Here is a 26799-nt window from a genome sequence, read left to right on the forward strand (position 1 = left end):
GGATGAGTGAAGCGTAGTCGGGGGCGCGGGGGCGGGGGAGACGCCGGTCAGTTCCCGCCGAGCCGGGCCTGGGCCTCGCGCCAGCGCGCGGGGTCGCCCTGCGGCTCGTACCGGGTGAGCGGCTGGGTCCGGGTGAGCAGGTCGCGCCCAACCGCGAGGTCGCTCACGAGCCCGTGGGCCCGCGCCTGGACCAGGACGTTGCCGAGCGCGGCCGCCTCGGTCGGCCCCGCCACCACCGGCAGCCCGCAGGCGTCGGCGGTGAGCTGGCACAGCAGGGCGTTGCGCGTCCCGCCCCCGACGACGTGCACGACGTCCACCGGATGGTCGGCCAGCCGCTGCGCCTCCTCGACCGCCTTGCGGTGGGCGAGGGCCAGCGAGTCGAGGATGCAGCGCGTGATCTCGGCGGGCGAGACGGGCACCGGCTGCCCGGAGGCACGGCACGCCTCGGCGATCCGCTCCGGCATCCGGCCCGGCGCCAGGAACACCGCGTCCCCCGCGTCCACCACCGACCGCAGCGCCGGCACCTCGGCCGCCTCCCGCAGCAGCTCGCCCAGGTCCGGGTCACCCCAGGCCCTTACGCACTCCTGGAGCAGCCACAGCCCCATGATGTTCCGCAGGTACCGGACCGTGCCGTCGAGCCCCAGCTCGTTGGTGAAGTTGGCGGCCCTGCTCTCCTCCGTCAGCACCGGCGCGTTAAGTTCGAGGCCCGCGAGGGACCAGGTGCCGGTGCAGATGTAGGCGAACCGCTCGCCGGACGCGGGCACGGCGGCCACCGCGGAGGCGGTGTCGTGGGAGCCGACGGCCGTCACCGGCACGGGCCCGGAGAGACCGGTCTCCTCCAGCACCTCGGGCCGCAGCAGGCCGGCCGGGTCACCGGGCTGCCGCAGCGGCGCGAACAGCCCCAGGTCGATGCCCAGCCGCTCGGCGATGTCGTACGACCATCCGCGCGTCCGGGGATCGATGAGCTGGGTGGTCGAGGCGTTGGTCAGCTCGGTGCCCTGCTCGCCGGTCAGCCAGTAGGTCAGCAGGTCGGGGATGAGCAACAGCCGCTGCGCGCCGGTGAGCCGGTCGGCGACGAGCTGGTACAGCGTGTTGAAGGGCGCGTACTGGAGCCCGGTCGCCGCGTACAGCTCGGGCGCGGGCACGGTCGCCCACACCTTCTGCGCGACCCCCTCGGTACGGGAGTCCCGGTAGTGCACCGGGTTGCCGATCAGCGCCCCGTCGGCGTCCAGCAGCCCGTAGTCCACGGCCCAGCTGTCGATGCCGACGGAGTCGACCTGCCCGGCCGCCCTCAGCCCGTCCAGGACACCGCCGTAGAGCGAGAGGACGTCCCAGCGCAGGCCCTCCGGCAGTCGCACGGGCCGGTTCGCGAACCGGTGTGCCTCGGTCAGCTCCAGGCTGTCGTGGCCGACGCGGCCGACCATGACCCGTCCGCTGGACGCGCCGAGGTCGACCGCGGCGTACGACGTCACGGACGCGCTCATCGCAGGAAGGCGGCCGCGACGCCGGCGTCGACCGGGACGTGCAGCCCGGTGGTGTGCGTCAGCTCCCCGCCGGTCAGCGCGAACACGGCGTTGGCCACGTGCTCGGGGAGCACCTCGCGCTTGAGGATGGTCCGCTGGGCGTAGAACTCGCCCAGCTTCTCCTCCTCCACGCCGTACACGGCAGCGCGCTGGGCGCCCCAGCCGCCGGCGAAGATGCCGGACCCGCGCACCACGCCGTCCGGGTTGACGCCGTTGACGCGGATGCCGTGCTCGCCCAGCTCGGCGGCGAGCAGCCGCACCTGGTGGGCCTGGTCGGCCTTGGTGGCGGAGTAGGCGATGTTGTTGGGCCCGGCGAACACGGCGTTCTTGGAGGCGATGTAGACGATGTCGCCGCCCAGCTTCTGCGCGATCATCACCCGGGCCGCCTCACGGGACACCAGGAAGGAACCGCGCGCCATGATGTCGTGCTGGAGGTCCCAGTCCTTGGCGGAGGTCTCCAGGAGCGGCTTGGAGATGGAGATGCCGGCGTTGTTGACCACGAGGTCCACCCCGCCGAAGGCCAGCAGCGCGGCCCGGAACGACTCGGCGATCTGCTCCTCGTCCGTGACGTCCACGGTCACGGCGACGGCCTTGTCGGGCCCGCCGAGCTCCTCGGCGACCGCGGCCGCGTTCTCGGCGTTGAGGTCGGCGACGACGACACAGGCCCCCTCGGCGACGAGGCGCTCGGCGATGGCCTTGCCGATACCACTGCCCGCACCGGTGACCAGCGCGACCCGGGTGGCGAGCGGCTTGGGCTTCGGCATCCGCTGGAGCTTGGCCTCCTCAAGGGCCCAGTACTCGATGCGGAACTTCTCGGACTCCTCGATCGGCGCGTACGACGAGACGGCCTCGGCGCCCCGCATCACGTTGATGGCGTTGACGTAGAACTCACCGGCGACCCGGGCGGTCTGCTTGTCCTTGCCGAAGGAGAACATGCCGACACCCGGGATCAGCACGATCGCCGGGTCGGCGCCGCGCATGGCGGGGGAGTCGGGCAGGGCGTGCCGCTGGTAGTAGGCGGCGTACTCCTCGCGGTACTCGGCGTGCAGTTCGCCGAGCCGTGCGACGGCCTCCTCCAGCGGAGCCGTCGGCGGCAGGTCCAGGACGAGGGGCCGCACCTTGGTGCGCAGGAAGTGGTCGGGGCAGGAGGTGCCGAGCGCGGCGAGGCGCGGGTGCTCGGCGCGGGCCAGGAAGTCCAGCACCGGCTCGGAGTCGTTGAAGTGCCCGACCTGCGGCTTGTCCTGGGATGCGATCGCGCGGACGTACGGCGCGAGAGCGGCGGCCCGCTCCCGGCGCTCGGCCTCGGACAGGGCGCCGTACCCCTCGATGACGGGTCCGAAGGGCTCGGCCTTGCCGCGCTCCTCCAGGAACTTCTCGGCGGTCCGGATGATGTGCAGCGAGTTCTTCTCGCACTCCTCGGCCGTGTCGCCCCAGGCGGTGATGCCGTGCCCGCCGAGGACGACCCCGATCGCCTGCGGGTTGGCCGCCTTGATGGCGGCGATGTCCAGTCCGAGCTGGAAGCCGGGCCGCCGCCACGGCACCCAGGCCACGGTGTCGCCGAAGCACTCCGCGGTCAGCTTCTCCCCGTCGGCGGCGCAGGCGAGCGCGATGCCGGAGTCGGGGTGCAGGTGGTCGACGTGCGCGGCCTCGACGAGCCCGTGCATGGCGGTGTCGATCGAGGGAGCCGCCCCGCCCTTACCGTGCAGGCAGTAGTCGAACGCGGCGACCATCTCGTCCTCGCGCTCCACACCGGGGTACACGTCGACGAGCGCCCGCATCCGGTCCAGCCGCAGCACGGCGAGCCCGGCCTCGGTCAGCGTCCCGAGGTCACCGCCGGACCCCTTGACCCACATCAGCTCGACGTCCCCGCCGGTGACGGGATCGGTGTCAATGCCCTTCGCGGACGCGTTGCCGCCGGCGTAGTTGGTGTTACGGGGATCGGAGCCGAGCCGGCGGGACCGGGCGAGGAGAGCGGCGGCTTCGGGATGGGTTGCCATGACGTTCGGTTCCTTACTGGGGATAGGGCGGGGATATGCCGTTAGGGGCGCGGGGAACTGCGCGACCAGCCACAGACGGCCGTCAGTCCGCAGACTTCGGAACGAGGCGGACGCTTACGCCCCCCAACCGGCCTGATGTCCACCCACTCGCTCAGCCACGATCTTCTCGGCCCACCCGGACCGCTTGTACGCGGCGATGGGGTTCGCGTCGATCCCCATCTCCTCGCGCACCTCGGCGAGCAGCGGCCGCACATCCGTGTTGTACGCGTCCATCAGCACCGCGTTCGCCTCCAGCACATCCCCCTCGCGCTGAGCCACCGCGAGGGCGTCCCGGTCGACCAGGAGCGCCTTCGCGGTCGCCTCCTGCACGTTCATCACCGACCGGATGATCGCCGGGATCTTCGCCTCGATGTTGTGGCACTGGTCGAGCATGAACGCCACCTCGGAGGTGAACCCGCCCCCGCGCACCACCTCGTACATGATCCGGAAGAGCTGGAACGGATCGGCCGCGCCCACCATGAGGTCGTCGTCGGCGTAGAACCGCGAGTTGAAGTCGAACCCGCCGAGCTTCCCCTCCCGCAGCAGCGTGGCGACGATGAACTCGATGTTGGTACCGGGCGCGTGGTGCCCGGTGTCGACGACGACCTGGGCCTTGGGCCCGAGCTTCAGGCAGTGCGCGTAGGCCGTGCCCCAGTCCGGCACGTCGGTCGAGTAGAAGGCCGGCTCGAAGAACTTGTACTCGAGGAGCATCCGCTGCCCGTCGCCCAGACGGTCGTACACCTCGGCGAGACCTTCGGCCAGCCGGTCCTGGCGGGCCCGCAGATCGTCCTGGCCGGGGTAGTTCGTACCGTCGGCGAACCACAGCTTGAGGTCCTGGGAGCCGGTCGCGTCCATGATGTCGACGCACTCCAGCAGATGGTCGAGGGCCTTGCGGCGCACCGAGGCGTCCGGATGGCAGATGCTGCCCAGCTTGTAGTCGTCGTCCTGGAAGGTGTTGGAGTTGACGGCGCCCAGCCTCACGCCCCGCTCCTCGGCGAACTTCGCCAGCGCGGCGTAGTCCTCGACCTTGTCCCACGGGATGTGCAGGGCGACGGTCGGGGCCACCCCGGTGAACGCGTGCACCTGTGCCGCGTCCTCCAGCTTCTCCTGCGGCGTACGCGGTACGCCCTGCTGGGCGAACACCTTGAAGCGGGTTCCCGAGTTCCCGTACGCCCACGACGGCGTCTCGACGGCCTGGGTCTTGAGAGCGGCCTTCACCGCGGCGAGCTCGGTCACTTGAGGGCTCCTGTGACGTGGGGTCTTGAGGGCTTTCGAACAGCTTCACTGTGAAACGATTCAAGACGGGAAAGTATGGGGCCCCCGCAGGGGTGTCAACCCCTGCGACCAAGGCTGTTGCTCGTGACCCCCCTGTGACCTGAGTTCATCGAAAGTTTTTCGACACGAACCCATTGACGTGACATGCGCTCCATGCCTAACGTCCCGGCAACCAAGTTGAAACCTTTCACGACGCCGTGAGGGCCGTCCCGCCGGCGTCGTCGAGGAGCCCCCAATGACCCACCCGTCCACCACGGGTCCGGCCCCGGTTCTCGCGCTCAGGGACATCTCGAAGTCCTTCGGCGCGGTTCGCGCCCTGCGGGACGTCTCCCTGGAGCTGTTTCCCGGGGAGGTGCACGCCCTCGCCGGCGAGAACGGCGCGGGCAAGTCGACCCTCATCAAGACCCTCGCGGGAGTGCACCGGCCGGACTCCGGTCAGGTACTGCTCGACGGCGAGCCGGTCGTCTTCCACGGTCCCGGTGACGCCCGCGACGCCGGTATCGCCGTGATCTACCAGGAGCCCACGCTCTTCCCCGACCTGTCGATCGCCGAGAACATCTTCATGGGCCGCCAGCCCCGGCGCGCCCTCGGCCGGATCGACCACAAGGCCACCCACACCGCGACCCTGGCCCTGATGCAGCGCCTCGGCGTCGAGCTCGACCCCGACCGCCCGGCGCGCGGCCTGTCCATCGCCGACCAGCAGATCGTCGAGATCGCCAAGGCGCTGTCCTTCGAGGCCCGCGTCCTGATCATGGACGAGCCCACGGCCGCCCTCACCGGCAGCGAGGTGGCCCGCCTCTTCGGCGTCGTCAAGGCGCTGCGTGAGCAGGGTGCCGCGGTGCTGTTCATCTCGCACCGCCTGGAGGAGATCTTCCAGATCTGCCAGACGGTCACCACCCTGCGCGACGGTGCCTGGATCTCCAGCGAGCCGATCGAGGGCATGACCGAGGACGACCTGGTCCGCCGCATGGTCGGCCGGGACCTCGACGAGCTCTACCCCAAGCAGGACGTGCGCCCCGGCGAGGTCGCGCTCACGGTGCGCCGGCTGACCCGGGAGGGTGTCTTCACCGACGTCTCGTTCGAGGTCAGGCAGGGCGAGATCGTCGGTCTCGCGGGTCTCGTCGGCGCGGGCCGTACCGAAGTCGCACGAGCGGTGTTCGGCATCGACCGCTGGGACGCCGGAGAGGTCACCGTGGGCGGGAAGCCACTGGTCAACGGCGCGCCCTCGACGGCGATGGCCGCGGGCCTCGCCCTGGTCCCCGAGGACCGGCGCGCCCAGGGTCTCGTGATGGACATGTCCATCGAGCGCAACATCGGTCTCACCGGACTGCGGACGACCGTCAGGGCCGGACTGATGGACCGCGGTGCCGAGCGCAGCCGTTCCCTCGACTGGGCCGTCAAGCTCCAGGTGAAGTACGCCCGGATCGCCGACACCGTCAACACGCTGTCGGGCGGCAACCAGCAGAAGGTCGTCCTCGCCAAGTGGCTGGCCACCGGCCCCAAGGTGCTCATCGTCGACGAGCCGACCCGCGGCATCGACGTCGGCACCAAGGCCGAGGTGCACCGGCTGCTGAGCGAGCTGGCCGCCGACGGGGTGGCCGTCCTGATGATCTCCTCCGACCTGCCCGAGATCCTCGGCATGGCCGACCGCGTGCTGGTGATGCACGAGGGCCGCCTGACCGCCGAGATCCCGCGCTCCGACGCCACCGAGGAAACCGTGATGGCCGCAGCCACCGGGAGGGCCGCCGCATGACGGTGACCACCCCCAACGAGGCCCCCGTGACCGACGTACCCAAGTCCAGCGGCACCCGCCTGGTCGACCGCGTCTTCAAGATGCGCGAGCTGGCCATCCTGGTCGTCTTCCTGGTGATGATCGTCGTCACCCAGATCGGGAACAGCGACTTCCTCACCGAGCAGGGCATCAAGGACCTGCTGCTGAACGCCACGATCCTGGTGCTGGTCGCCACCGGCCAGTCGCTGGTCGTCATCACGAGGAACGTCGACCTCTCGGTCGGCTCCACCCTCGGCATCAGCGCCTTCGCCGCCGGCACCTACCTCCAGGGCGGCGGCAACCCCGTCGTGGCGATCGTGCTCGCCGTCCTGCTCGGCGTGGGCTTCGGCCTTCTCAACGGTCTGCTCGTCAGCCTCGGCCAGGTGCCCGCGCTCGTGGTCACCCTCGGCACGCTGTACATCATCCGGGGCATCGACTCCATCTGGGTCGGCTCCCGCCAGATCACCGCGGCCGACCTCCCCGACAGCTTCGTGAACTTCGGCTCCGGCGGCATCTCCGCGGTGCCCTGGCTGGCCCTGATCGCGCTGGCGGTGCTCGTCGCCACCGCCTACTACCTGAAGCACTTCGGCAGCGGACGCGAGCTGTACGCGCTCGGCTCCAACCCCGAGGCCGCCCGGCTCGCCGGCATCCCGGTGCGCAAGCGGATCCTGGCCGCCTACACCTTCTGCGGCGCCCTCGCCGGCCTCGCCGGAGCGATGTACCTGGCCCGGTTCGGCAACGTCGACTCCGGGACCGGCAACGGCTACGAACTCACCGTCGTCAGCGCGGTCGTGGTCGGCGGCGTGGTCTTCACCGGCGGCTCCGGCAGCGTCTACGGCGCGGCCCTCGGCGCCCTGCTGCTGACCTCCATCAACAGCGTGCTGCCCGCCCTCGGCGTCAGCTCGGTCTGGGTGCTCGCCATCAACGGCATCCTGCTCATCCTCGCCATCGCGGTCGACCGGGTCGTCGCGCTGCGCGTGGCCTCCGCCCTGAAGAAGAGGAACGCCCGCCATGCCTGACTCCCTCACGCGTGCCATCCGCTGGGACACGGTCGTCGGCGCGCTCCTGATCGTGGTCCTGCTGCTGTCCTTCGGCACGGTCGACGGCTTCGGCAACGCGCTCAACCTGTCGTTCCTGATCGGCAACACCCTGCCGATCGCACTGATCGCCCTGCCCATGACCATGCTCGTGGTGTCCGGTGAGATCGACCTCTCCGTCGCCTCCACGGCCGGCCTGTCCGGGGCGGTGATGGGCGCCCTGTGGAACCAGGGCCTGACCATCGAGGTGATCATCCCGATCTGCCTGCTGCTCGGTGTGGTCTGCGGGCTGGTCAACGGCCTGCTCGTCACCCGGCTCGGCCTGCCCTCGCTCGCCGTCACCATCGGCACCCTCGCCGCCTACCGGGGCATCGCGCAGATCGTGCTCGGCTCCGACGCGGTGACCGACTTCCCCACCCAGTACCTGGACTTCGCGGCCGGGCGCATCGGGGACACCTTCGTCCCGCAGGCGTTCGTCCCCTTCCTGGTCCTGCTCGCGATCGCCGTGGTCGTCCTGCACGCCACGCCGTTCGGGCGGTCGGTGTTCGCGACCGGCGCCAGCGAGGAGGCGGCGCGGTTCGCCGGCATCCGGGTCAAGCGCCAGAAGCTGATCCTGTTCACGGTGACGGGCCTGATGGCCTCCCTCACCGGCATCTTCTGGGCACTGCACTACGCCAGCGCCCGCTACGACAACGCCACGGGGCTCGAACTCTCCGTCGTGGCCGCCGTGCTGCTGGGCGGCATCGACTTCGACGGCGGCAAGGGCACGCTCGGCGGCGCGATCGCGGGAGTCTTCCTGCTGGGCGCGCTGCAGAACGTGATGAGCCTCCAGGACGTCTCCGCGCAGTCGCAGATCGTCGTCACCGGCGTTCTTCTCGTCCTCTCCGTGCTCGGCCCCCGGGTCGCACGGCAGATCTCGGTTGCGAGGGCCGGCCGCCGAGCCGCCTCGACACCGGCGTCCAAGGCGCCCACCCCGGCCGGCTAGGCCCGGGCGCCCCGGAAACCTCGTATCCGCTCACCCTCGTAAGGAAGATCCGTCATGCGCAAGTCATCCCTCCGCCGTACCTGTGCGGCCCTCGCCGCCGGCACCTCCCTCGCCCTCGCGCTCACCGCGTGCGGCGGCACCACCAAAAAGGACGTGCAGGACGAGGGCGCCTCGGCGGCCTCCACCGCCAAGGCCGACCCGAACGCGGCCACCAAGAAGGGCCTGACCGTCGGGTTCCTGCCCAAGCAGGTCAACAACCCGTACTTCACCTCCGCCGACAAGGGCGGGGAGAAGGCGCTGACCGAACTGGGCAGCAAGTACAAGGAGGTCGGTCCGTCCAGCGCCACCGACACCGCCGGACAGGTCTCCTACGTCAACACGCTGACCCAGCAGCAGGTGAACGCGATGGCCGTGTCCGCGCAGGACCCGGGCGCCCTGTGCACCGCCCTCAAGCAGGCCATGAAGAACGACATCAAGGTCGTCACCTACGACTCCGACACCAAGCCGGAGTGCCGCAACGCCTTCGTCTCGCAGGCCTCCGCCGAGGACCTGGGCCGTACCGAGGTGCAGCTGCTCGCCGAACAGATCGGCTACAAGGGCGAGATCGCGATCCTGTCCGCCGCCCAGACGGCGACGAACCAGAACACCTGGATCGACTTCATGAAGGACGAGCTGAAGGACCCGAAGTACAAGAACGTCAAGCTCGTCAAGGTCGCGTACGGCAACGACGACGCCCAGCAGTCCTTCCAGCAGACCCAGGGCCTGCTCCAGGAGTACCCGAACCTGAAGGGGATCATCTCCCCGACCACCGTCGGCATCAAGGCCGCCGCCCAGTACCTGTCCGGCTCCAAGTACAAGGGCAAGGTCAAGCTGACCGGCCTCGGCACCCCCAACGACATGCGCAAGTACGTAAAGAACGGCACCGTCGAGGCGTTCGAGCTGTGGGACCCCTCGAAGCTCGGCGCGCTGGCCGCCCAGACCGCCGTCGCCCTGGCCTCCGGCCAGATCACCGGCAAGGAGGGCGAGACCTTCAAGGCCGGCGACACCACGTACACCATCGGCAAGGACGGCGTGATCAACCTCGGCAAGCCGACCGTGTTCGACGCCAAGAACATCGACCAGTTCAACTTCTGATCTCCCCCTGAAGGAGCGGTACTTCATGCAGCGCGTCTGTTTCCTCCTCAAGGTCCGTGAGGACCGGATCGCCGAGTACCGCGAACGCCACGCCGCCGTGTGGCCGGAGATGCTGAATGCACTCTCGGCCACCGGCTGGCACAACTACTCGCTCTTCCTGCGCGACGACGGCCTGCTCGTCGGCTACCTGGAGACCGAGGACTTCGAGGCCGCCAAGGCCGGGATGGAAGCCACCGAGGTCAACGCACGCTGGCAGGCCGAGATGGGTGAGTTCTTCGAGTCCCTCGACGGAGCCCGCCCCGACGAGGCGATGAAACCGCTCACCGAGGTGTTCCACCTCGCCTGACCCCTCCCCGCAGAGCTCACCAGGACCGCAGGAGCCGCTCCATGAGAAGACGCACGCTGCTCGCAGGTGCCATCGTGTCCGCCGTGTCCACCTCCGCGCTCACCGGCGGCACCGCCCGCGCCGCCGACCCCGGTCCGTCCGTCACCCGGACCGGGACCACCACGCTCGACGGCCAGGCCGTCTTCTTCGTCTCCTACGACGGCCTGGTGAACAACAACTCGTTCCAGAAGAACGGCCTGCTGACCTACAAGGGCCACCAGTACGCCGTCTGGTACACCGCCGACAAGAACGCCGTCGTCGGCCGCCGCGTCCTCGGCGGCAGCACCTGGTCCACCGTCCGGGTCGGCCACACCCTCAAGGCGAGCGACTCCCACAACGTCATCTCCATGGGCGTCTCCAAGGTGGACGGCCGCCTCCACCTCAACATGGACTCGCACAGCGACGGCTTCACCTACGTCAAGTCGGTCGCGGGCCTCATGGACGACCCGTCCGGACTGAGCTGGACCGCCGCCCGCTTCGGCGCGCCCCAGTCCACCCTGGACGGCCTGGCGCTGACGAGTCAGTTCACCTACCCGCAGTTCATCTCGGCCCCCGACGGCAAGCTCCAGCTCAGCTACCGCGTCGGGATATCCGGCAACGGCCGCAACGCCCTCGCGGAGTACAACGGTTCGTCCTGGACCGACCTCGGGGAGTGGTCCGCCTCCACCGGCACCTACACCAGCGAGCACGGCTCCTCCACGGCCCGCAACATGTACCTGCACGGCATCGACTACGACCGGAACGGCCGGCTGCACTCCTTCTTCACCTGGCGCGAGCAGAACGGCGCCGTCATGTGCAGCGGCGGCGGCATCACCAACCACGACACCGGCTACGTCTACTCCGACGACCGCGGTCGCACCTGGCGGAACAACGCCGGCACCGTCGTCGGCACCACTGGCGGCTCCGACAAGGTCGGCGTCACCGACTCCGGCCTGGTGATCGACGCGCTGAACCCGGACCACTCCCTGATGAACCAGGAGAGCCAGTTCACGGACTCCGCCGGCCTGCCGCACGCGATCATCAGCTACGTCCCCGGCCGCTTCGGGCAGTGCACCACGAACTACGTCGCCGACCGCACCGCCAACGGCCGCGCCTTCCACGTCCGCAAGAACTCCTCGGGCACCTGGCAGAAGACCGAGATCCCGGTCGTGCTCGGCTCCAGCCAGCGCACCAAGCTGCTCCTGGACAAGTACGACAACGCCTACGCGGTCTTTCCGTTCGGCCGGATCGCCGCCGCCTCCAGGTCGTCCGGGTACACCGACTGGAAGATCCTCTTCGACGGCAGCGGCCTCAACGCCTTCGGCGAGGTCGTCATCGACGAGACACGGATCGCCCAGGACAACGTGCTGTCGTTCATGTACCAGGAGAAGTCGAGCGGTACGACCCCCTCGGCGCTGCACGTCGTCGACTTCGCGTTGCCCGCCTGACCGTGACCGGTGTGGGGGCGGCTCGACGATAATGTGAAGGTCGTCCCGCCGCCCCTCGTCTCCCCTGGAGGTCCCTGCCCGATGGCCCAGTCGGTGGGTATCAAGGACGTCGCCCGCGCCGCCGGAGTCTCCGTCGGCACGGTCTCGAACGTCATCAATCGTCCGGACTCCGTCGCGACCGAGACCCGGGCGCGCGTCCAGTCCGCGATAGACCGGCTCGGCTATGTCCGCAGCGAGTCCGCCCGCCAACTGCGCGCGGGCCGCAGCCGGATCATGGGTCTGCTCGTCCTCGACATGGGCAACCCCTTCTTCGTCGACGTCGCGCGCGGCGCCGAGCGGGCGGCCCGCGAGGACGGCCTCGGCGTCATGGTCTGCAACAGCGCCCAGAGCGCGAGCGAGGAGGCGGAGTACCTGTCCCTCTTCGCCGAGCAGCGGGTGCGCGGTGTCCTGCTCACCCCGACCGACGCCTCCGGCCGCAACATCGACTCCTTCCGCCGCCACGGCATCCCCTTCGTCCTCGTCGACCGGGTCGCCGAGGGCACCACCGAGTGCTCGGTCTCCGTCGACGACGTCGCGGGCGGCGCACTGGCCGTGCGCCACCTCGTGGACGCGGGGCACCGCTCCATCGCGTACGTCAGCGGCCCGCCCGGACTCAACCAGGTCCGCGACCGCCGCACCGGCGCCCTGAACGCGCTCGCCGAGGCGGGCCTGGGCCCCGAGAACCTGCGCGAGCTGCCCACCGAACGGCTCGACGTGGCCGCGGGCCGGGACGCCGGCGCCCGTCTGCTCGGCCTCGCGGACCGCCCGACCGCCGTGTTCTGCGCCAACGACCTGCTCGCCCTCGGCGTGCTCCAGGCCATGTACGCGGCGGGGATCACGGTCCCCGACGATCTCGCCATCGTCGGCTACGACGACATCGAGTTCGCCGCCGCGGCGGCCGTCCCGCTCACCTCGGTCCGGCAGCCCGCCGTCACGATGGGCGCCCTGGCCGCCGAGCTGCTCCTGGAGGAGACCGAGGCGGAGACCACCGGCAAGCGGCACGAACACCGCAGGGTGGTGCTCCAGCCCGAACTCGTGGTGCGGCGCTCCAGCCTGGCGGCGCGCTGACCGGTGATTCAGTAAGATTTCATGATCGAAGGGGTCCGGAGGCGGACGAACATGTGCTGAACTGGGACGCGCCCTGAAGAATCCGTCCGTCCCGGGAGCCCTGTTGACCGCGACCTACCGCCAGCCCGGCCTCGTCCTCACCGACCGCCGCTTCACCGTCCCCCTCGACCACGACGACCCGGCCGGGGAGACGATCGAGCTCTTCGCCCGCGAGGCAGTCGCGAGCGACCGGGTGGGCCAGAACCTGCCGTGGCTGGTCTACCTCCAGGGCGGCCCCGGTTTCGGGGCGAACCGGTTCATCGGCAAGGGGGCCTGGTTCGGCCGGGCCCTGAAGGAGTACCGCGTCCTCCTGCTCGACCAGCGCGGCACCGGCCACTCCACCCCGGCCAACCGCCAGACGCTCCCGCTGCGCGGCGGCCCCGCCGCACAGGCCGACTACCTGGCCCGCTTCCGCGCCGACTCCATCGTCCGCGACTGCGAGGCGATCCGCACCGAGGTCACCGGGGGCGCCCCCTGGACCGTCCTCGGCCAGAGCTTCGGCGGCTTCTGCGCGACGACCTACCTCTCGTTCGCCCCCGAGGGCCTCGCCGGTGCCCTCATCACCGGCGGCCTGCCCTCCCTCGACGCCCACGCCGACGACGTCTACCGGGCCGCCTACCCGCGCATCGAGCGCAAGGTCGCCGCGCACTACGCCCGCTACCCGCAGGACGTCGAGCGGGCCCGCCGTATCGCCGACCACCTGCTGACCCATGACGTGACCCTGCCCAACGGCTACCGGCTGACCGTCGAGGCCTTCCAGTCGCTCGGCATCCTCCTCGGTGGCGGCGAGGGCAGCCACCGGCTGCACTACCTCCTGGAGCACGCCTTCGTCCGCACCCCGCACGGCCCCGAGCTCGCCGACGCCTTCCAGGAGGAGATCCAGGGCCTCCTCTCGTACGCGTCCCACCCGCTGTACGCCCTCGTCCACGAGGCCACCTACGGCCAGGACGAGCGGCCCACCGCCTGGGCGGCCGAACGCGTGCGCGCCGAGTTCCCGCAGTTCGACGCGGCCAAGTCGCTCGCCGGGGACGAGCCGCTGCTGTTCACGGGGGAGACCATCCACCCATGGCTGTTCGACTGCGACCCGGCCCTGCGGCCGCTGCGCGAGACGGCCGAGCTCCTCGCCGCCCGCACCGACTGGCAGCCCCTGTACGACCCGGCCCGCCTCGCGGCCAACGAGGTCCCGGTCGCCGCCGCCGTCTACCACGACGACATGTACGTCGACACGGCCCACTCCCTGGAGACCGCCCGCGCGATCCGCGGACTGCGCACCTGGGTGACGGACGAGTTCGAGCACGACGGCGTCCGCGCGGGCGGGCCGCGCGTCCTGGACCGGCTGCTCGCCCTCGCCCGTGACGAGGTCTGACGCCGCGGACCCGGGCGGTGGCCGGCCCGGCGGCCTCCGGGTGACGACATGCCTCGCTCTCAATTCCGGCATAAGGTTCATTTCGGTCGAGAGTCGACGCCGGAGCCGAGAGGACGTCAGCCGATGAGCACACCGTCACCCCACGGACGGTCCCGGATCGCCGCCCTCGCCGTGGCCCTGGCCGCCGCGAGCACGCTCACGCTGACGGCGTGCGGCAGCGACGACGACTCCGGCGGCACGTCGGTCTCCGCCGAACGGCCCACGGCTCCCGACACCGCCTCCTTCTCCGGCAACGCGGCCTCCGCGCTGGCGTCCGCCGAGGCCTCGGCACGGGCGAGGGCCTCCGAACGGGCCGCGTCCGCCTCCGCGGCCGCCTCCTCCTTCGAGGCCTCCGTCTCCGCCGAGACGGAACGCACCAACAGGGCCGCCCGGACGGAGCTCGCCAAGGTCGACGGACCGGGCAACGCCATGTCCGAGGTCACCATGACGGGCAAGCCGCGCTCCGAGACCGGCGGCCTGCTCGCCGTCGTCGTCACCGTCACCAACAAGTCCGGCGCGACGGCCTCCTACGCCGTGCAGGTCGACTTCCTCGACTCCGACGGCAAGGTGGTGGAGACCCGGTACGTCGGCGCCGAGGACCTGAAGGCGGGGGAGAGGGCACAGCCCCTCGTCGTCAGCCGCAAGCCCCCCGAGCCGGTGCTCACGCCCAAGCTGGCGAAGGCCCAGCGTTACTGACCCACGCCGTGCATCATGTGATCGTCTCGCTTTCACGGACGACACGGGGGTGGCGTGAACGGAACGGAACTGCTCGCGGAGCGCTTCCAGAAGGACCGTGGGCACCTCAGGGCGGTGGCCTACCGCATGCTCGGTTCGCTGCGTGACGCGGAGGACGCGGTCCAGGAGACCTGGCTCAGGCTGAGCCGCGGCGCCGGGGACGGGATCCCGGAACCGGGCGGCCGGCTCACCGCGGTCGTCGGCGGGGTCTGCCTCGACCGGCTGCGCTCCCGCGCCGCCCGTCCCGCGGAGGTCTTCGTCCCGGACCCCGTGATCGCGCCCCTGGCTCCGGCCGACCCGGAACAGGAGGCCCTGTACGCGGCCGCGACCGGCCTCGCGCTGCTGGTGGCGCTGGAGCAGCTGGAGCCCGCCGAGCGCCTCGTGTTCGTCCTGCACGACATGTTCGCCGTGCCCTTCGACGACATCGCGCCGATCGTGGCACGCACCCCGGCCGCCGCCCGGCAGCTCGCCGGGCGTGCCCGGCGCCTGGTGCGGGAGTCCGCTCCCGCCGCGGAGACCGACCCGGGCCGGCAGCGCGAGGCGGTCGAGGCGTTCCTGACGGCCGCCAGGGCGGGGGACCGGGACGCCGTGGTCGCCGTGCTCCACCCCGACGCGGTGCTGCGCGCCGACTCCGGGACACCGGCCGACACGGTCCGCGGCGCGCGGGCGGTGGCCGAACAGGCTCTGCGATTCCGGCAGTTCGCCGAGTGCGCCCGGCTCGCGCTGGTCAACGGCGAGATCGGGATCGTCAACCTGCCCGAGGGCCGCCCGCCGGCGGTCGCGGGCGTCACCGTCGCCGGGGGACGGATCGTCGCCCTGCACGTCCTCGCCGACCCCGCCCGCCTCGCTCGGCTCGACCTGCCGGGCACCGACCGCTGACCCGGACGGTCACGGGCGGGCCGTAGGCTGGGCTGCGATGCAAGAACAAATGATCGACCTGCGCGGCGACTGCGAGCGGTGCTTCGGCCTGTGCTGTGTCGCCCTGCCCTTCGCCGCCTCCGCGGACTTCGCCCGTGACAAGCCGGCCGGGAAACCCTGTCCGAACCTCGGGGACGACCACCGGTGCGGCATCCACGCCCGGCTGCGCACCGAGGGCTACACCGGATGCACGGTCTACGACTGCTTCGGCGCCGGACAGAAGGTCTCCCAGGTGACCTTCGGCGGCCGGGACTGGCGTGACGGCCCGCGCGCGGACGCCCGCCGGATGTTCGACGTCTTCCCGGTCGTGCGCCAGCTCCACGAACTGCTCTGGTACCTCACCGAGGCGCTCACCCTGCCCGCCGCCCGCCCCGTCCACGCCGATCTGCGCCGCATGCTGGAGCGGACCGAGGCGCTCACCCGGGGCGGCGCCGAGGAGCTCGCCGCACTGGACGTCCCCGCGCACCGGCAGGAGGTCAACCTTCTTCTGCTGCGCACCAGTGAGCTGGTGCGGGCGGGGGTCGGCGGCAGGAAGAAGGACCGCCGGGGCGCCGACCTGATGGGCGCCCGTCTCAAGGGCGCCGACCTGCGCGGGGCCAGTCTGCGCGGCGCCTACCTCATCGCGGCCGACCTCACCGGCGCCGACCTGCGCGGCGCGGATCTGATCGGCGCGGACCTGCGGGACGCCGATCTGACGGACGCGGACCTGACCGGGGCGTTCTTCCTCACCCAGCCGCAGCTCAACGCGGCCCGGGGCAGCGCCGGCACCCGGCTGCCGCGGTCAGTCACCCGCCCGGTGCACTGGGCAGCGTGACTCCGCGGCGGCGGCCTCGTCGGGGACCGGCATCGGCGCGGGGGTGGCGCCACCGGCCGTGCGGCGGTCCAGGTGCAGCCGCAGCCCCTCCGGCATCAGCGTCAGCCGCTCGGTGACGCTGAGCCGGTAGCCGGGGTCGGCCCGCAGCTCGTAGCGGCGCAGCAGCAGACCGAGCACCAGCGTGGCCTCGTGGAGCGCGAACTGGCGCCCGATGCACGCCCGCGCCCCGGTGCCGAACGGCTTGAAGACGTGCGGGGGCCGGGCCCGTACGGCCTTGGGTTCGAAGCGGTCCGGGTCGAAGCGCTCGGCGTCGGCGCCCCACACCTCGGGGTCGCGCTGGAGCATCGGCGTGAGCACCAGCGTCCACGCCCCGCGCCGCATCGGGTGCCGCCCGGCCAACACGGTGTCCTCGACGGCCTCCCGGGCGAACGCGGGTGCCGTCGGCCACAGCCGCAGCGACTCGTCCAGCACCCGGCGCACGTACCGCAGTTTGGCGACCTGGTCGTAGCCCGGCGCCTCGGCCGGGCCCCAGACCCGGTCCACCTCGGCACGCGCGCGTGCGGCGACCTCGGGGTGGCGGGAGAGGTAGTGCAGGGCGAAGGAGAGCGCGCCCGACGTGGTCTCGTGGCCGGCCACGAGGAAGGTGATGACCTGCCGGCGGACGTTCTCCGGCGACAGCCGCTCCCCGGTCCCGGGGTGGGCCGTCTCCAGCATCCGGTCCAGCAGGTCACCGTCACCGCTCGTCTCGCGCCGGGCCCGGACCAGGTCGTCGACCATGCGGTTGAGGTAGGCGATGTCCTGCGCGTTGCGCCGCGCGGCACGCCGCAGCAGAGCGGGGAACGGCACGGAGTTGAGCCGCTGGGCGTAGGTCAGGGTGCCCACCATCGCGGTGACGAAGGGGTGCGGCCGGTCCCGTTCGAAGGAGCCGAAGTCGTGCCCGAACCCGGTGCGCGCGATGGTCTCCAGGGTCAGCTTCGTCATGTCCCCGGGTACGTCCACCGACCGGCCCGCCGCCTGCTCGCGGTCCCAGTGGTCCGTCAGCCGGCCGGCCACGGCCAGCATCATCGGGTGGTAGGCCGCCATCGCCTCCCGGCTGAAGCCCGGGGCCAGCACGTCGTGCGCCAGCTGCCAGTTCGGCTCGTGGTTGTACGCGGTGAACAGCCCGTCCCCGGCGACCGGGCGCAGATTGGCCACCCCGAGACCCACGTGCTTGGCGAAGCGCGACTCGTCCGCCAGGTCCGCCACCAGATCGGCGCCCCAGGTGAACACGAACTCCCGGTTGAACGCCCGCCGCCGGTAGATCGGCCCCAACTGGCGGGCGAAGCGCAGGGAGTCCTGGAGCGGCGTGGCCCGGTTGACGCCCAGCACGTCGCCGAGGAGAGGGAGCCGGCGCGGCGGATGCGGAATGCGGTGCAGCTCGGGCCAGCCCAGCTCGGCGCTGCGGAATCCGGTCGGCCGGGTGGCCGTCGTCGTCTCCGCCATGACGAGATCTCCCTTGGTCCAGCGGCAGTTCAGCGCGTTGTACGTGGGTTCAATAACGCGGTTCAGTCTGGTCCTCCTGTTGAACCGGCGTCAAGTAAAGTGCGGGCATGGCCGGGAAGCAGGGCGGGCGCACGCGCCGCAGGCTCAGCACCGGGGAGCGCCGGGAGCAGCTCCTGTCGGTGGGGGCGAGGCTGTTCTCGGAGAGCCCGTACGACGACGTGTGGATCGAGCAGGTCGCCGAGATCGCCGGTGTCTCGCGGGGACTGCTCTACCACTACTTCCCGACGAAGCGGGACTTCTTCGCCGCGGTCGTCGAGCGCGAGAGCGAGCGGATGCTGGCCATGACCGCGGCCGTGCCCGGCGTCCCGGTGCGCGAGCAGCTCACGGCGGGCCTGGACACGTATCTGGAGTACGTCCACGCGCACGCGCACGGCTTCCGCGCCTTCCACCGCGCCGACGCAGCCGGGGACCAGGCCGTGCGCCGGGTCTACCAGCGGGCGCTGGCCGCGCAGGAGCGGCAGATCCTGGCGGCGCTGGCCGCCGACCCCGAGTTCGGCCCGGCGGCGCAGGAGCGCCCCGACCTCCGGCTGGCCGTGCGCGGCTGGCTGGCCTTCACCACGGCCGTGTGCCTGGAGTGGCTGCGCGGTGCGGACCTCTCCCGCGAGCAGGTGCGCGATCTGTGCGCACGGGCCTTGCTCGGCGTCCTTCAGCCCTGACGGGGATTCGCACGTCCGTCACACGTTCCCGGTTGGCTTCGTCGCCGATCTTCGCTAAGTTAGGCAAGCCTTACCTTAGGAGGAAGTGGATGGGTGACAGTCAGACCTGGACGGCCGCGCCTTCCGCGGCGGAACACGCCCGGTCGGTCCTCGCCGCCTCGTGGTCCTGCGCGGTGACCGCCGGGGGCGGCCGCGAGGAGTTCGTCGGCGCCCACAGCGTCACCGCGGACGGCCGGGTGACGCTGGCCGTGCCCGAGGACAGCACCCTGCTCACGGCCGCGATCTGCGCGCCCCGCGGTGAGCCGTCCGCCGTCCTGGAGTTCGCCGACGTGGCGCCCGTCCCCGTGCGCAGCCGGATCCGGGCCCGGCTGTGGATCGCCGGCCGGTTCGTCCCCGGGGACGGCCGACTGGAGTTCGAGGCCACGCGCGTGGTGCTGCGCCGGCCGTCCGGCGCGGTGGTCGTCGACCTCGACGAGTTCGCCGCCGCCGCGCCCGACCCGCTCGCCACGGCCGAGGCCGGGCTGCTCACCCACCTCGCCGACTGCCACCCCGACGCGATCGAGCGGCTCACGCGGCTTGTGGACCACGGCAGCCTGCACGGCGCGGTCCGCGTCCAGCCCCTCGCCGTCGACCGGCACGGACTGACCCTGCGCATCGAGCGCGCCCGCGCCCACGGCGACGTACGCCTGCCCTTCCACGCGCCGGCCGACGACGTGGCGGGGCTGACGGAGCGCATGCACGTGCTGCTGACCCAGGCGAGCGCGGCCGCCTGCCCGCGGGCCCTACAGCGGCAGCGCACAGACGGCGACGGGTGAGGCGAACGGCTCGCCCGCGAGCCGCAGACCCCCGTCGGCCGCGTCCACGTGGAACACGCTGACGGTGCCCGACCTCTGGTTGGCCGCGAAGAGCAGCCTGCCGTCCGGGGAGAAGGCGATCTGCCGCGGGAAGTCACCGTGCACGGGCACGGTGTCGAGCAGCCGCAGCCGGGCGCCGTCCGCCTCCACGGCGTACCGCGTGAGGCTGTTGTGACCCCGGTTGGCGAGATAGGCGTACGAGCCGTTCGCGGTGACCAGGAGCTGCGCCGGGTAGTTGGTGCCCGACCCCGTCCCCGTGGACTGCGGCGCCCCGACGGACAGCCGGCCGGAGGCGCGGTCGTAGGCGCAGACCGCCACCGTGTCGTCGGACTCGTTGGCCAGGTAGGCGTACCGGCCGCCGGGGTGGAAGGTGAGGTGACGCGGTCCGGCACCGGCCCGGGTGCGGGCCCGGGAGACCTCCGTGAGGGCACCGGTCCGTTCGTTCAGGCGGTAGCTGTAGACGGTGTCCGTGCCCAGGTCGACGGCGAGCACATGGCCGCCGTCGGGAGCGGTGAGGAACTGGTGCGCGTGCGGGCCCTCCTGGCCGGGCCCCGGAGCCGGACTGGAGTGCGTGACCAAGTCCCTGAGCTCGCCGAGCGCTCCCGAGGAGTCGATCGGGTGCACCGCCACACTGCCGGAGCCGTAGTTGGCGCTGAGCAGCCAGCGCCCGCCCGGATGCACCGACAGATGACACGGCCCCGCCCCGCCCGTGCTCCGGCTCCCCAGGACCTTGCGGTCGGACAGGCGTACGGCGGTCACGGCACCGGCCTCCTGCTCGGCCACCGCGTACAGGGTGCGGCCGTCGGGGTGCGAGGCGAGGTACGACGGGTCGGTGACGCCGGTGATGGTGCCGGTCCCGGTGATCCGGCCGCTCCCGGCGTCGTAGGCGGCGACGCCGATGCCGGTGCCGCCGCCCTCGCCGGAGGTGTAGGTACCGAGGTAGAGGGGGCTCGGTCCCTTCCGGGCCGGTACGGACGACGTCCTCGCGGGGTTCGGTGAGGCGGCTCCGGGGGAACCGGCGGCCCGGGAGGGCGCCGGGTCCGACGAACGTCCTGGCGGCGTCGGGGCCGACGACGGTCCCGACGACGTCGAGCAGCCGACCAGTCCCGCGCCCGCTCCCGCGAGAGCGCCGACGAACCGGCGCCTGTTCCAGCCGCCGTTCGCACTGCTCATCCCTGCGCACCCCGGGTGATCGACCGTCTCGGACCTGGACAGCCACCTTCACCCGGACCGGCGGGCCGGTGCAACCCGAGCCGCCGGCCGTCCGCTACCAGTCGCCGTCCTCGACCGGCTTGCCCGGCGCGTCCCCCAGCGGCTTGACCTGGCCCGGCGCGGGCGGCTGCCAGGGCTCGTGGTCGTCGCCGAGCCAGTCGCCCACCGGTTTCACGCCCTCCAGCGTGTCCGTCGGGGCGAGATCCTCCGCGTCCTGGTCGTAGTAGTCGAACCAGGGCAGGCCCGCCCTGGTGTAGGCCGCGCGGTCCACGGGCGACGGCGGGGGAGCCTCGCCGGTGATGCGGCGCCACTCGGGCGGTGTCACCAGGTGCACGAAGACCCGCCCGCCCGGGGTGTCCGCCCAGTCCGACAGCGGCCGCTCGTCCCGGTAGACCTCCTGGCGCATGGAACCGCCGACGCCCAGTCCCATCACGGGCGCGCCGCGGGGCGCCGCCGCCGGCGCGGGCGGCGCGGCCATCGCCGCCATGGGCACGGCCGCCCCGTAGGCCATGCCCGGCCCGCTCGCCGAGCGCAGTCGTTCCTGCGCCTGGCGCCACTGCGCCAGCCGCTCCTCCACCAGCGGGAAGGTCTGGAGCTGTACGCCGCCCCAGACCTCCTCGCCGGTGACCTGCCCCTCGACGGTGGCACCCAGCCCGAGGGGCACCGCGACGAACTGGCGGACCGTCCCCTCGCCGGAGTTGATGCCGTCCAGCCACGGCTGACGGGGCAGAACCACGTAGTTCTGCGGGTCACGGGTGAGCCGGTCGCTCCACGGCTTGCCGGAGACCGCGCACACCTTGCCCACCCCGACCTGGAGGGCGGCGGGTTCGGTGGTGCCCCCGAAGCTCAGCCACATCGCCTCCCGCAGGTACACCGGCAGCATCACCCCGCCCCGGGCCCGCCACTGCTCCGGCACGGTGTCCGGGTAGTCGGAGACGCGGCGCACCGGGAACTCGCCGAGCCCGGGAGGCAGCGGATGCGTGCCCGTCTCGGGCAGCCGCAGGGTGCGGACGAACCGCACCGCCGCACCGCCCGGCAGCCGCAGTGTGTTCCCGTCGATCCGCACGTTCGTGCCGGTCATCGCTCCGCCCCCTGGGTTGGTCCCGTTGTTCCTGTGTCACCTGGAACGACGGGAGAGTGCCGCGCGGTTCCGGCGCCAGCGTTCCCGCATGCGGGTCAGGTGCGGCATCCGCTCGCGCTGATCGCGGGACGCGCGGTCCAGCTCCTCCAGCAGACGGCGGGAGCGGTGCTCGGTGTCCAGCTCGTCGAGGATGCGGTTGACCTCGGTGAGCACCGCCCCGTGCAGCTGCCACTGGCGGGAGTCCCGCTGGATCTCCTCCAGCAGCAGCTGGGCCAGCTTGTCGCGGGTCGCCGAGGCCTGCCGCAGCTCGGCGGTGAGCCGGGCCTCCGCGGACTCGGCGCTCACGCTGACGTGGGTGGTGACCAGCACCGCGAAGCTGACCACGGCGTCACCGATCTCGGACAGCAACCGCTCCACGGTCCGCCCGGTCTCCGGACCGAACAGCGGGTCGGGCACCGGCTCCTCGTCGCTCGGGTACGGCTCGTCGGCGAAGGGGTCGCGTTCCTTGGCGAGGTCGGTGAGGGTGCGCGCGAGGACCCGCAGCACGACCGTGCAGATCTCCAGGGTGTCCAGGCCGGTGCGCAGCACCACCCGGTGCAGCAGGCCCTCCTTCACCCTGGGGTTCAGCTTGAGGCTGTCCTCGGCCTGCCTGAGGGCCGCGTCCACCTCGACGATGGCGTGGTCGAGTTCGCGGGCCTCGTACAGCCGGGCCGTCGCCACGTCCACGGGGGTGCGGCCCGCGGCCTCCTCACCCATCCGCAGCATCAGCTTCCGCACCCGGCGGGCCAGCCCCTCGATCGACTCGCCGGCCTCGTCCACCCACACCGGGGGAGCGAGCAGCAGATTGCAGGCGAGGCCGACGACCGCGCCGATCAGCGTCTCCACCACGCGTGCCCAGGCGGTGTCCCCGACCGTCGTCACCCCGAGCACCAGCATCGCGCTGATCGCCACCTCGGGCACGAACTCCTCGACCCGCACCAGCCGTCCGACCACCAGCGAGGCCACGATCAGCAGGCCGAGGCTCCACCAGGTCAGACCCACCAGGAGACTGAAGGCGATGGCGACGAGGACGCCGGTCACCACCGAGTTCACCCGGCGGACGCCGGTGGTGAGCGTGGAGTAGAGGGTCACCTGGACGACGAGCAGGGCGGTCAGGGGAGCGGTGAGCGGGGCCGCCTCGGGGCTGAGCCGCAGCGCGATGACGTACGCGATCGTCGCCGCGGCCGCCGACCGCAGCGTCTGCACGACCACGGGGTCCCGGCGCCGTTTCAGAAACCGCACCGGCGACGCCGTCCACTCACGTACATCTCGCATCCTCAGTGTGTTCCCCTTCCACATAAGCGACCGGTGCAGTCCTGGCGGAATGTGAAGATCCGCCGACGTGCCCCATTCTGGGACGCGGCGGCCCCACGGCAAGGACCCGGGGCAGTGACGGCGGACACCCCGGGCCACCTCGGACGATTCCTGGGGAGAACCCCCGCCGCCGACGGGGGCCCGCCGGATGGCCCGCGGGCGGTACCGAGCGACAGCGTGGAGCGATGAACCGGACCCGGATCTCGACCATCCTGACCCTGCTCGTCACTTTCGGCACGGCGGTGCCGGCCACGGGCGCGCCCCGGGCGCATACCCCCACCGTCGTCGAGGCCCTCGACCGGACCGCCCACCCCCTGCGTACCGTCGAACCCGGCGGCCGCACCCGGGATCTGCGCCCCCTCGGGCGGATGGTCGGCGGCGCCGGAGTCGTCGGCGTCGGCGAGGCCACACACGGCTCCCACGACTTCTTCGCCCTCAAGGACCGCCTCTTCCGGTACCTGGTCGAGGAGAAGGGCTTCCGCACCTTCGCCCTGGAGGCCCCCTGGAGCACCGGGCTGCGGCTCGACGACTACGTGGTGCACGGCACGGGCGACCCCCAGCGCATCATGCGCGAGGAGTTCCAGCGGGACTACCTGTGGTGGAACAACACCGACTACCTGCGGCTGGTCGAGTGGATGCGGGCCCGCAACGTCCGCAACCCGGGCGACCCCGTCCGCTTCGTCGGCGACGACACCGCGTGGACCGGCCCCGAGACGTACGACGCGGTCGTGGCCCGGGTGACCGCCCTCGACCCCACCGCGGGCGAGCGCCTGGCCGGGCTGTACGGCCGGCTGCGGCCCACCGAGCAGGCCGGGGCCTCCATCGAGCGCCACCTCGCCATGCCGTACGCCGAACGCAGGGAGCTGGCCGAGCGCAGCGGCGAGGCGCTGGAACTGGTGAGGCGGGCCGGAGCAGATGCCCGGACCGTCCAGGACGCGACGGCGATCGACCGGACCGCCCGTCAGTACGCCTTCGACTTCGAGGACCCCGGACAGGTCGCCGCGGCCATGCGCTACCGCGACGAGGCGATGGCCGCCAACGTGGTCTGGTGGCAGCGGCACACCGGCACCAAGATCCTTCTGTCAGCGCACGACGCCCATGTCGGCTACGAGAGCTACGACCCCGCCTCTCCGCAGTCGCAGGGCGCGTTCCTGCGGGACAGCCTCGGTTCGGCGTACGTGAACGTCGGCCTGACCTTCGGCCGGGGCTCGTTCGTCGCCACCGGTCAGGACGGCGCCGCCGTACGGCGCTGGACCGTGGGCCCGGCCGCCGCGGGCAGCAACGAGCGGACCCTGGACCGGGTCCGGTACCGCGACTACGCGCTCGACCTGCGGACGGTCGCCTCACCGGCCCGCGCCTGGCTGCACGGGGCCCGCCCGACCTACCGCATCGGCACTGCCTACCCCGACGGTCCGCACGAGGTCGCCCTGGCCCGCACCCACGACGTCCTGATCCACCTTCACCGGGTGACGGCGGCCCGGCTGCGGGACCGGTAACCGGCGATCTTCGCGAGGTTCCCGCAGCGGTCCATCGAGCACCAACGGCGGCGACGGGCCTGCGAGTCGTCCAGGAACAGCAGCGAACAGCCCGGGTTCTCGCACTCCTTGACCCGCTCCAGGAGCGGGCCGCGCACCAGCAGTACGGCGTCCCGCGCCACCGTCGACAGGGCCGCGCGGGCCGGACTGCGGGCCGTCCAGCGGGCCGGGCCGAGCTGGGGGGCGAGGTCCGGCTGGGCGGCGGCCGCGTTGACCCGCTCCACGTCGGAGGGGTCCGCTTCCCGCCCGGCCATCGCCGCGCGGACCAGGGCGTACACGGACTCGCGCAGGAGACGGGCCTGCGTCAGGTCCCTCGCGGTGACCCGCACCGGCTCCTCGCCGGTGGCCAGCTCGGCCTCCGTGAACCAGCGTGCGAGCGCGTCCGTGTCGGGGAGTCGCTCCAGCGGGGTGGCGTGCCGTTTGCCGAGGGTGGCGGCGAAGTCCAGACAGGGGCGGCCGCCGAGGAACGGGAACGTGAGGGCCGGGTCGGCGGGGGTGGGGCTGCCGGTCATGCCGTCGAGAGTACACCGGTTCAGGCGGTGTCGGTCGGTGTCGCACGAGCACTTGACACCGGTTGAGGCAGTGTCGGAGGGTGACACCACTTCAACCGGTGTCAGCGGCTCGGGTGACCGGGCAGGGAGCAGGTGCGGTATGCGTGCGGTGCGGATCGACAGCTTCGGCGGACCGGAGGTACTGGTGCCGGTCGACGTCCCCGACCCGGTACCGGGGCCGGGGGAGGTGCTGGTGCGGATCGGCGCGGCCGGGGTGAACCGGGCCGACGCCCTGCTCCGCGCGGGCCTCTACCACCGCGCCGGACGCCCGCCGCTGATCCCGGGCGCCGAGGCGGCCGGGGTCGTCGTCGAGGTGGGGGAGGGGGTGACCGGCGTCGCGCCGGGGCAGCGGGTCATGGCGCTGGACGGCGGCAAGTCGTCCGGTTTCTACGCGGAGTCGGCCACGGTGCCCGCCGCCAACGTGGTCGCGCTCCCCGACGGCGTGGACCTCACCCAGGCCGCCGCCCTGCCGATCGCCTGGCTCAGCGCCTGGTACTGCCTGCGCCACCTCGCCCGCGTCACCAAGGACGACACCGTCGTGGTGAAGGCCGCGGCGAGCGGGGTGGGCACGGCGGCCGTGCAGATCGCCGCCGAGGCGGGGGCGACGGTCATCGCCCTGGCCGGTTCGGCCGAGAAGGCCGCCTGGGCGGGGGAGTTCGGCGCCGACGTCACCCTCGACACCTCCGCCCACCCCGACGACGCCGAGGTCGAGGAGGTGCTGAGGCTGACCGGCGGACGGGGCGCCGACGTCGTCCTGGACACGGTCGGAGGGGCCGCCTTCGGGCGCAGTCTGCGCGAGGTGGGGCACGGCGGCCGAGTCGTCGCCCTCGCCAACGTGGCCCTGGAACCGAGCACCGTCGACACCCGCGACTTCTATCCCAAGAACGCCTCGATCCTCGGCTTCCAGCTCACCAACCTCCAGATCCACGGCTACGATCCGCGTCCCGACCTGCGGGAACTGGCCGAGCGGGTCGCCGCCGGCGTGTACCGCGTGCCGATCGAGACCGTCGTACCCCTGGAGGAGGCGCGGGCCGCCCACGAGCGGCTGGAACGGCGTGACAACCGCGGCAAGATCGTGCTGTCGGTGGGGTCCGGGTCCGGCACATGAGATGCGGGCGTCCTCCTCGTTGAACCGTGTCGCGGCCGTGTCCGGCTCACCGGACCGTTGCCCCGGGCGTGACGCATCGCGCTGAAATTCCGCCGTCAACTGGTCGGCGCCGCAGCGCGGTTCGGCTGCTCGCACATCCACCGGCCGGAGCACCGCTCGCCCGAGGTCCGGGAACTTCTGCGGGCTGTTGCCCGTGTGTACGTGTGTACGGGAACGGATCACGACGGCTCCCGGCGTGCGTTCCGTACCCTGTTGCGGGAACACACGCCCGACGCCGACGAGACGGCCGCCGAGCGGTGGTTGTACGGGCTGGGGC

The 26799-nt window shown here is 72.1% G+C and carries 23 protein-coding genes; 15 read left to right on the forward strand and 8 right to left on the reverse strand.

All coding sequences use genetic code 11. The annotated features are described in order from the left end of the window. Nucleotides 1-47 precede the first annotated feature (47 nt). The 3 genes from ACIQJT_RS03030 to rhaI all read right to left on the reverse strand — a co-directional run bounded on the left by ACIQJT_RS03030 (nucleotide 48) and on the right by rhaI (nucleotide 4795). Complete coding sequence (locus tag ACIQJT_RS03030; protein ID WP_402639367.1) at nucleotides 48-1484, reverse strand: rhamnulokinase family protein; 1437 nt, start codon at nucleotides 1482-1484, stop codon at nucleotides 48-50. Continuing rightward, nucleotides 1481-3520, reverse strand: a complete 2040-nt coding sequence (locus tag ACIQJT_RS03035) for a bifunctional aldolase/short-chain dehydrogenase (protein ID WP_402639369.1) — start codon at nucleotides 3518-3520, stop codon at nucleotides 1481-1483. The genes ACIQJT_RS03030 and ACIQJT_RS03035 overlap by 4 nt, the downstream gene beginning before the upstream one ends. 114 nt (nucleotides 3521-3634) lie before the next feature. Then, on the reverse strand, nucleotides 3635-4795 hold the full coding sequence (gene rhaI, locus ACIQJT_RS03040) for an L-rhamnose isomerase (protein ID WP_365459407.1): 1161 nt from the start codon (nucleotides 4793-4795) through the stop codon (nucleotides 3635-3637). A 274-nt stretch (nucleotides 4796-5069) separates the two neighbouring features. On the opposite strand from rhaI, the gene ACIQJT_RS03045 reads away from it, so the two are divergent. The 11 genes from ACIQJT_RS03045 to ACIQJT_RS03095 all read left to right on the forward strand — a co-directional run bounded on the left by ACIQJT_RS03045 (nucleotide 5070) and on the right by ACIQJT_RS03095 (nucleotide 16591). Beyond that, complete coding sequence (locus ACIQJT_RS03045; protein ID WP_365459404.1) at nucleotides 5070-6587, forward strand: sugar ABC transporter ATP-binding protein; 1518 nt, start codon at nucleotides 5070-5072, stop codon at nucleotides 6585-6587. Beyond that, a complete protein-coding gene (locus ACIQJT_RS03050; RefSeq protein WP_365459401.1) occupies nucleotides 6584-7624 on the forward strand; it encodes an ABC transporter permease in 1041 nt (346 codons plus the stop codon). The genes ACIQJT_RS03045 and ACIQJT_RS03050 overlap by 4 nt, the downstream gene beginning before the upstream one ends. Next, nucleotides 7617-8627, forward strand: a complete 1011-nt coding sequence (locus ACIQJT_RS03055; RefSeq protein ID WP_365459398.1) for an ABC transporter permease — start codon at nucleotides 7617-7619, stop codon at nucleotides 8625-8627. Before ACIQJT_RS03050 ends, ACIQJT_RS03055 begins: the two co-directional genes overlap by 8 nt. 54 nt (nucleotides 8628-8681) lie before the next feature. Then, nucleotides 8682-9761 (forward strand): rhamnose ABC transporter substrate-binding protein, encoded by a 1080-nt coding sequence (gene rhaS, locus ACIQJT_RS03060; protein WP_365459395.1) that lies wholly within the window; start codon nucleotides 8682-8684, stop codon nucleotides 9759-9761. A 25-nt stretch (nucleotides 9762-9786) separates the two neighbouring features. Further along, a complete protein-coding gene (locus tag ACIQJT_RS03065) occupies nucleotides 9787-10107 on the forward strand; it encodes an L-rhamnose mutarotase (protein WP_365459392.1) in 321 nt (106 codons plus the stop codon). Nucleotides 10108-10148: 41 nt separating this feature from the next. After that, nucleotides 10149-11573, forward strand: a complete 1425-nt coding sequence (locus ACIQJT_RS03070; protein WP_402639373.1) for a BNR repeat-containing protein — start codon at nucleotides 10149-10151, stop codon at nucleotides 11571-11573. 81 nt (nucleotides 11574-11654) lie between these two features. Next, on the forward strand, nucleotides 11655-12680 hold the full coding sequence (locus tag ACIQJT_RS03075; RefSeq protein WP_365459386.1) for a LacI family DNA-binding transcriptional regulator: 1026 nt from the start codon (nucleotides 11655-11657) through the stop codon (nucleotides 12678-12680). Nucleotides 12681-12783: 103 nt separating this feature from the next. Then, entirely contained in the window at nucleotides 12784-14085 is a 1302-nt protein-coding gene (locus tag ACIQJT_RS03080) for an alpha/beta fold hydrolase (RefSeq protein WP_402639376.1), read from the forward strand. Between the two features lie 123 nt (nucleotides 14086-14208). After that, nucleotides 14209-14820: an FxLYD domain-containing protein gene (locus ACIQJT_RS03085; RefSeq protein ID WP_402639378.1), complete on the forward strand. Its 612-nt coding sequence runs from the start codon at nucleotides 14209-14211 to the stop codon at nucleotides 14818-14820. A gap of 54 nt (nucleotides 14821-14874) precedes the next feature. Continuing rightward, on the forward strand, nucleotides 14875-15738 hold the full coding sequence (locus tag ACIQJT_RS03090; RefSeq protein ID WP_402639380.1) for a sigma factor: 864 nt from the start codon (nucleotides 14875-14877) through the stop codon (nucleotides 15736-15738). Nucleotides 15739-15787: 49 nt separating this feature from the next. After that, the gene (locus ACIQJT_RS03095; protein WP_402640066.1) at nucleotides 15788-16591 is read left to right on the forward strand and encodes a pentapeptide repeat-containing protein; all 804 of its coding nucleotides are present in this window, start codon (nucleotides 15788-15790) and stop codon (nucleotides 16589-16591) included. Here the strand turns inward: ACIQJT_RS03095 and ACIQJT_RS03100 are convergent. Further along, nucleotides 16559-18073 carry a cytochrome P450 gene (locus ACIQJT_RS03100; RefSeq protein ID WP_402639382.1) on the reverse strand — a complete coding sequence of 505 codons (1515 nt, stop codon included), beginning with the start codon at nucleotides 18071-18073 and terminating at the stop codon, nucleotides 16559-16561. The genes ACIQJT_RS03095 and ACIQJT_RS03100 overlap by 33 nt on opposite strands. A 107-nt stretch (nucleotides 18074-18180) precedes the next feature. Here ACIQJT_RS03100 and ACIQJT_RS03105 point away from each other — a divergent pair, with 107 nt between their 5' ends. Both ACIQJT_RS03105 and ACIQJT_RS03110 read left to right on the forward strand, forming a co-directional pair. Then, complete coding sequence (locus tag ACIQJT_RS03105; RefSeq protein ID WP_365459368.1) at nucleotides 18181-18789, forward strand: TetR/AcrR family transcriptional regulator; 609 nt, start codon at nucleotides 18181-18183, stop codon at nucleotides 18787-18789. 89 nt (nucleotides 18790-18878) lie between these two features. Continuing rightward, nucleotides 18879-19604: a DUF2470 domain-containing protein gene (locus ACIQJT_RS03110; protein ID WP_402639384.1), complete on the forward strand. Its 726-nt coding sequence runs from the start codon at nucleotides 18879-18881 to the stop codon at nucleotides 19602-19604. Here ACIQJT_RS03110 and ACIQJT_RS03115 read toward each other — a convergent pair. The 3 genes from ACIQJT_RS03115 to ACIQJT_RS03125 form a co-directional block, all read right to left on the reverse strand. Next, nucleotides 19572-20816: a lactonase family protein gene (locus ACIQJT_RS03115; protein WP_402639386.1), complete on the reverse strand. Its 1245-nt coding sequence runs from the start codon at nucleotides 20814-20816 to the stop codon at nucleotides 19572-19574. The two genes, ACIQJT_RS03110 and ACIQJT_RS03115, sit on opposite strands and share 33 nt — an antisense overlap. A 94-nt stretch (nucleotides 20817-20910) precedes the next feature. Then, nucleotides 20911-21936, reverse strand: a complete 1026-nt coding sequence (locus tag ACIQJT_RS03120; protein WP_402639388.1) for a hypothetical protein — start codon at nucleotides 21934-21936, stop codon at nucleotides 20911-20913. A gap of 36 nt (nucleotides 21937-21972) precedes the next feature. Then, on the reverse strand, nucleotides 21973-23250 hold the full coding sequence (locus tag ACIQJT_RS03125) for an aromatic acid exporter family protein (RefSeq protein WP_365459359.1): 1278 nt from the start codon (nucleotides 23248-23250) through the stop codon (nucleotides 21973-21975). Nucleotides 23251-23474: 224 nt separating this feature from the next. Here ACIQJT_RS03125 and ACIQJT_RS03130 point away from each other — a divergent pair, with 224 nt between their 5' ends. Then, on the forward strand, nucleotides 23475-24785 hold the full coding sequence (locus ACIQJT_RS03130; protein WP_402639390.1) for an erythromycin esterase family protein: 1311 nt from the start codon (nucleotides 23475-23477) through the stop codon (nucleotides 24783-24785). On the opposite strand, the gene ACIQJT_RS03135 is transcribed toward ACIQJT_RS03130, so the two are convergent. Further along, the gene (locus ACIQJT_RS03135) at nucleotides 24749-25336 is read right to left on the reverse strand and encodes an ABATE domain-containing protein (protein ID WP_365459353.1); all 588 of its coding nucleotides are present in this window, start codon (nucleotides 25334-25336) and stop codon (nucleotides 24749-24751) included. The genes ACIQJT_RS03130 and ACIQJT_RS03135 overlap by 37 nt on opposite strands. A 139-nt stretch (nucleotides 25337-25475) precedes the next feature. Between ACIQJT_RS03135 and ACIQJT_RS03140 the strand changes: the two genes are divergently transcribed. Further along, entirely contained in the window at nucleotides 25476-26483 is a 1008-nt protein-coding gene (locus tag ACIQJT_RS03140) for a zinc-binding alcohol dehydrogenase family protein (RefSeq protein WP_402639392.1), read from the forward strand. Nucleotides 26484-26799 lie beyond the last annotated feature (316 nt).

This window comes from Streptomyces sp. NPDC091972 (assembly GCF_044756385.1).
In the GTDB taxonomy this organism is placed as follows: domain Bacteria; phylum Actinomycetota; class Actinomycetes; order Streptomycetales; family Streptomycetaceae; genus Streptomyces.

Coding starts and splice junctions, on each gene's coding strand:
- ACIQJT_RS03140 (WP_402639392.1), top strand. CDS start 25,476: ATGCGTGCGGTGCGGATCGACAGCTTCGGCGGACCGGAGGTACTGGTG.
- ACIQJT_RS03035 (WP_402639369.1), bottom strand. CDS start 3,520: ATGGCAACCCATCCCGAAGCCGCCGCTCTCCTCGCCCGGTCCCGCCGG.
- ACIQJT_RS03130 (WP_402639390.1), top strand. CDS start 23,475: ATGAACCGGACCCGGATCTCGACCATCCTGACCCTGCTCGTCACTTTC.
- ACIQJT_RS03095 (WP_402640066.1), top strand. CDS start 15,788: ATGATCGACCTGCGCGGCGACTGCGAGCGGTGCTTCGGCCTGTGCTGT.
- ACIQJT_RS03105 (WP_365459368.1), top strand. CDS start 18,181: ATGGCCGGGAAGCAGGGCGGGCGCACGCGCCGCAGGCTCAGCACCGGG.
- ACIQJT_RS03065 (WP_365459392.1), top strand. CDS start 9,787: ATGCAGCGCGTCTGTTTCCTCCTCAAGGTCCGTGAGGACCGGATCGCC.
- ACIQJT_RS03085 (WP_402639378.1), top strand. CDS start 14,209: ATGAGCACACCGTCACCCCACGGACGGTCCCGGATCGCCGCCCTCGCC.
- ACIQJT_RS03120 (WP_402639388.1), bottom strand. CDS start 21,936: ATGACCGGCACGAACGTGCGGATCGACGGGAACACACTGCGGCTGCCG.
- ACIQJT_RS03100 (WP_402639382.1), bottom strand. CDS start 18,073: ATGGCGGAGACGACGACGGCCACCCGGCCGACCGGATTCCGCAGCGCC.
- ACIQJT_RS03135 (WP_365459353.1), bottom strand. CDS start 25,336: ATGACCGGCAGCCCCACCCCCGCCGACCCGGCCCTCACGTTCCCGTTC.
- rhaS (WP_365459395.1), top strand. CDS start 8,682: ATGCGCAAGTCATCCCTCCGCCGTACCTGTGCGGCCCTCGCCGCCGGC.
- ACIQJT_RS03050 (WP_365459401.1), top strand. CDS start 6,584: ATGACGGTGACCACCCCCAACGAGGCCCCCGTGACCGACGTACCCAAG.
- ACIQJT_RS03115 (WP_402639386.1), bottom strand. CDS start 20,816: ATGAGCAGTGCGAACGGCGGCTGGAACAGGCGCCGGTTCGTCGGCGCT.
- ACIQJT_RS03055 (WP_365459398.1), top strand. CDS start 7,617: ATGCCTGACTCCCTCACGCGTGCCATCCGCTGGGACACGGTCGTCGGC.
- ACIQJT_RS03070 (WP_402639373.1), top strand. CDS start 10,149: ATGAGAAGACGCACGCTGCTCGCAGGTGCCATCGTGTCCGCCGTGTCC.
- ACIQJT_RS03045 (WP_365459404.1), top strand. CDS start 5,070: ATGACCCACCCGTCCACCACGGGTCCGGCCCCGGTTCTCGCGCTCAGG.
- ACIQJT_RS03110 (WP_402639384.1), top strand. CDS start 18,879: ATGGGTGACAGTCAGACCTGGACGGCCGCGCCTTCCGCGGCGGAACAC.
- ACIQJT_RS03030 (WP_402639367.1), bottom strand. CDS start 1,484: ATGAGCGCGTCCGTGACGTCGTACGCCGCGGTCGACCTCGGCGCGTCC.
- ACIQJT_RS03075 (WP_365459386.1), top strand. CDS start 11,655: ATGGCCCAGTCGGTGGGTATCAAGGACGTCGCCCGCGCCGCCGGAGTC.
- ACIQJT_RS03125 (WP_365459359.1), bottom strand. CDS start 23,250: ATGCGAGATGTACGTGAGTGGACGGCGTCGCCGGTGCGGTTTCTGAAA.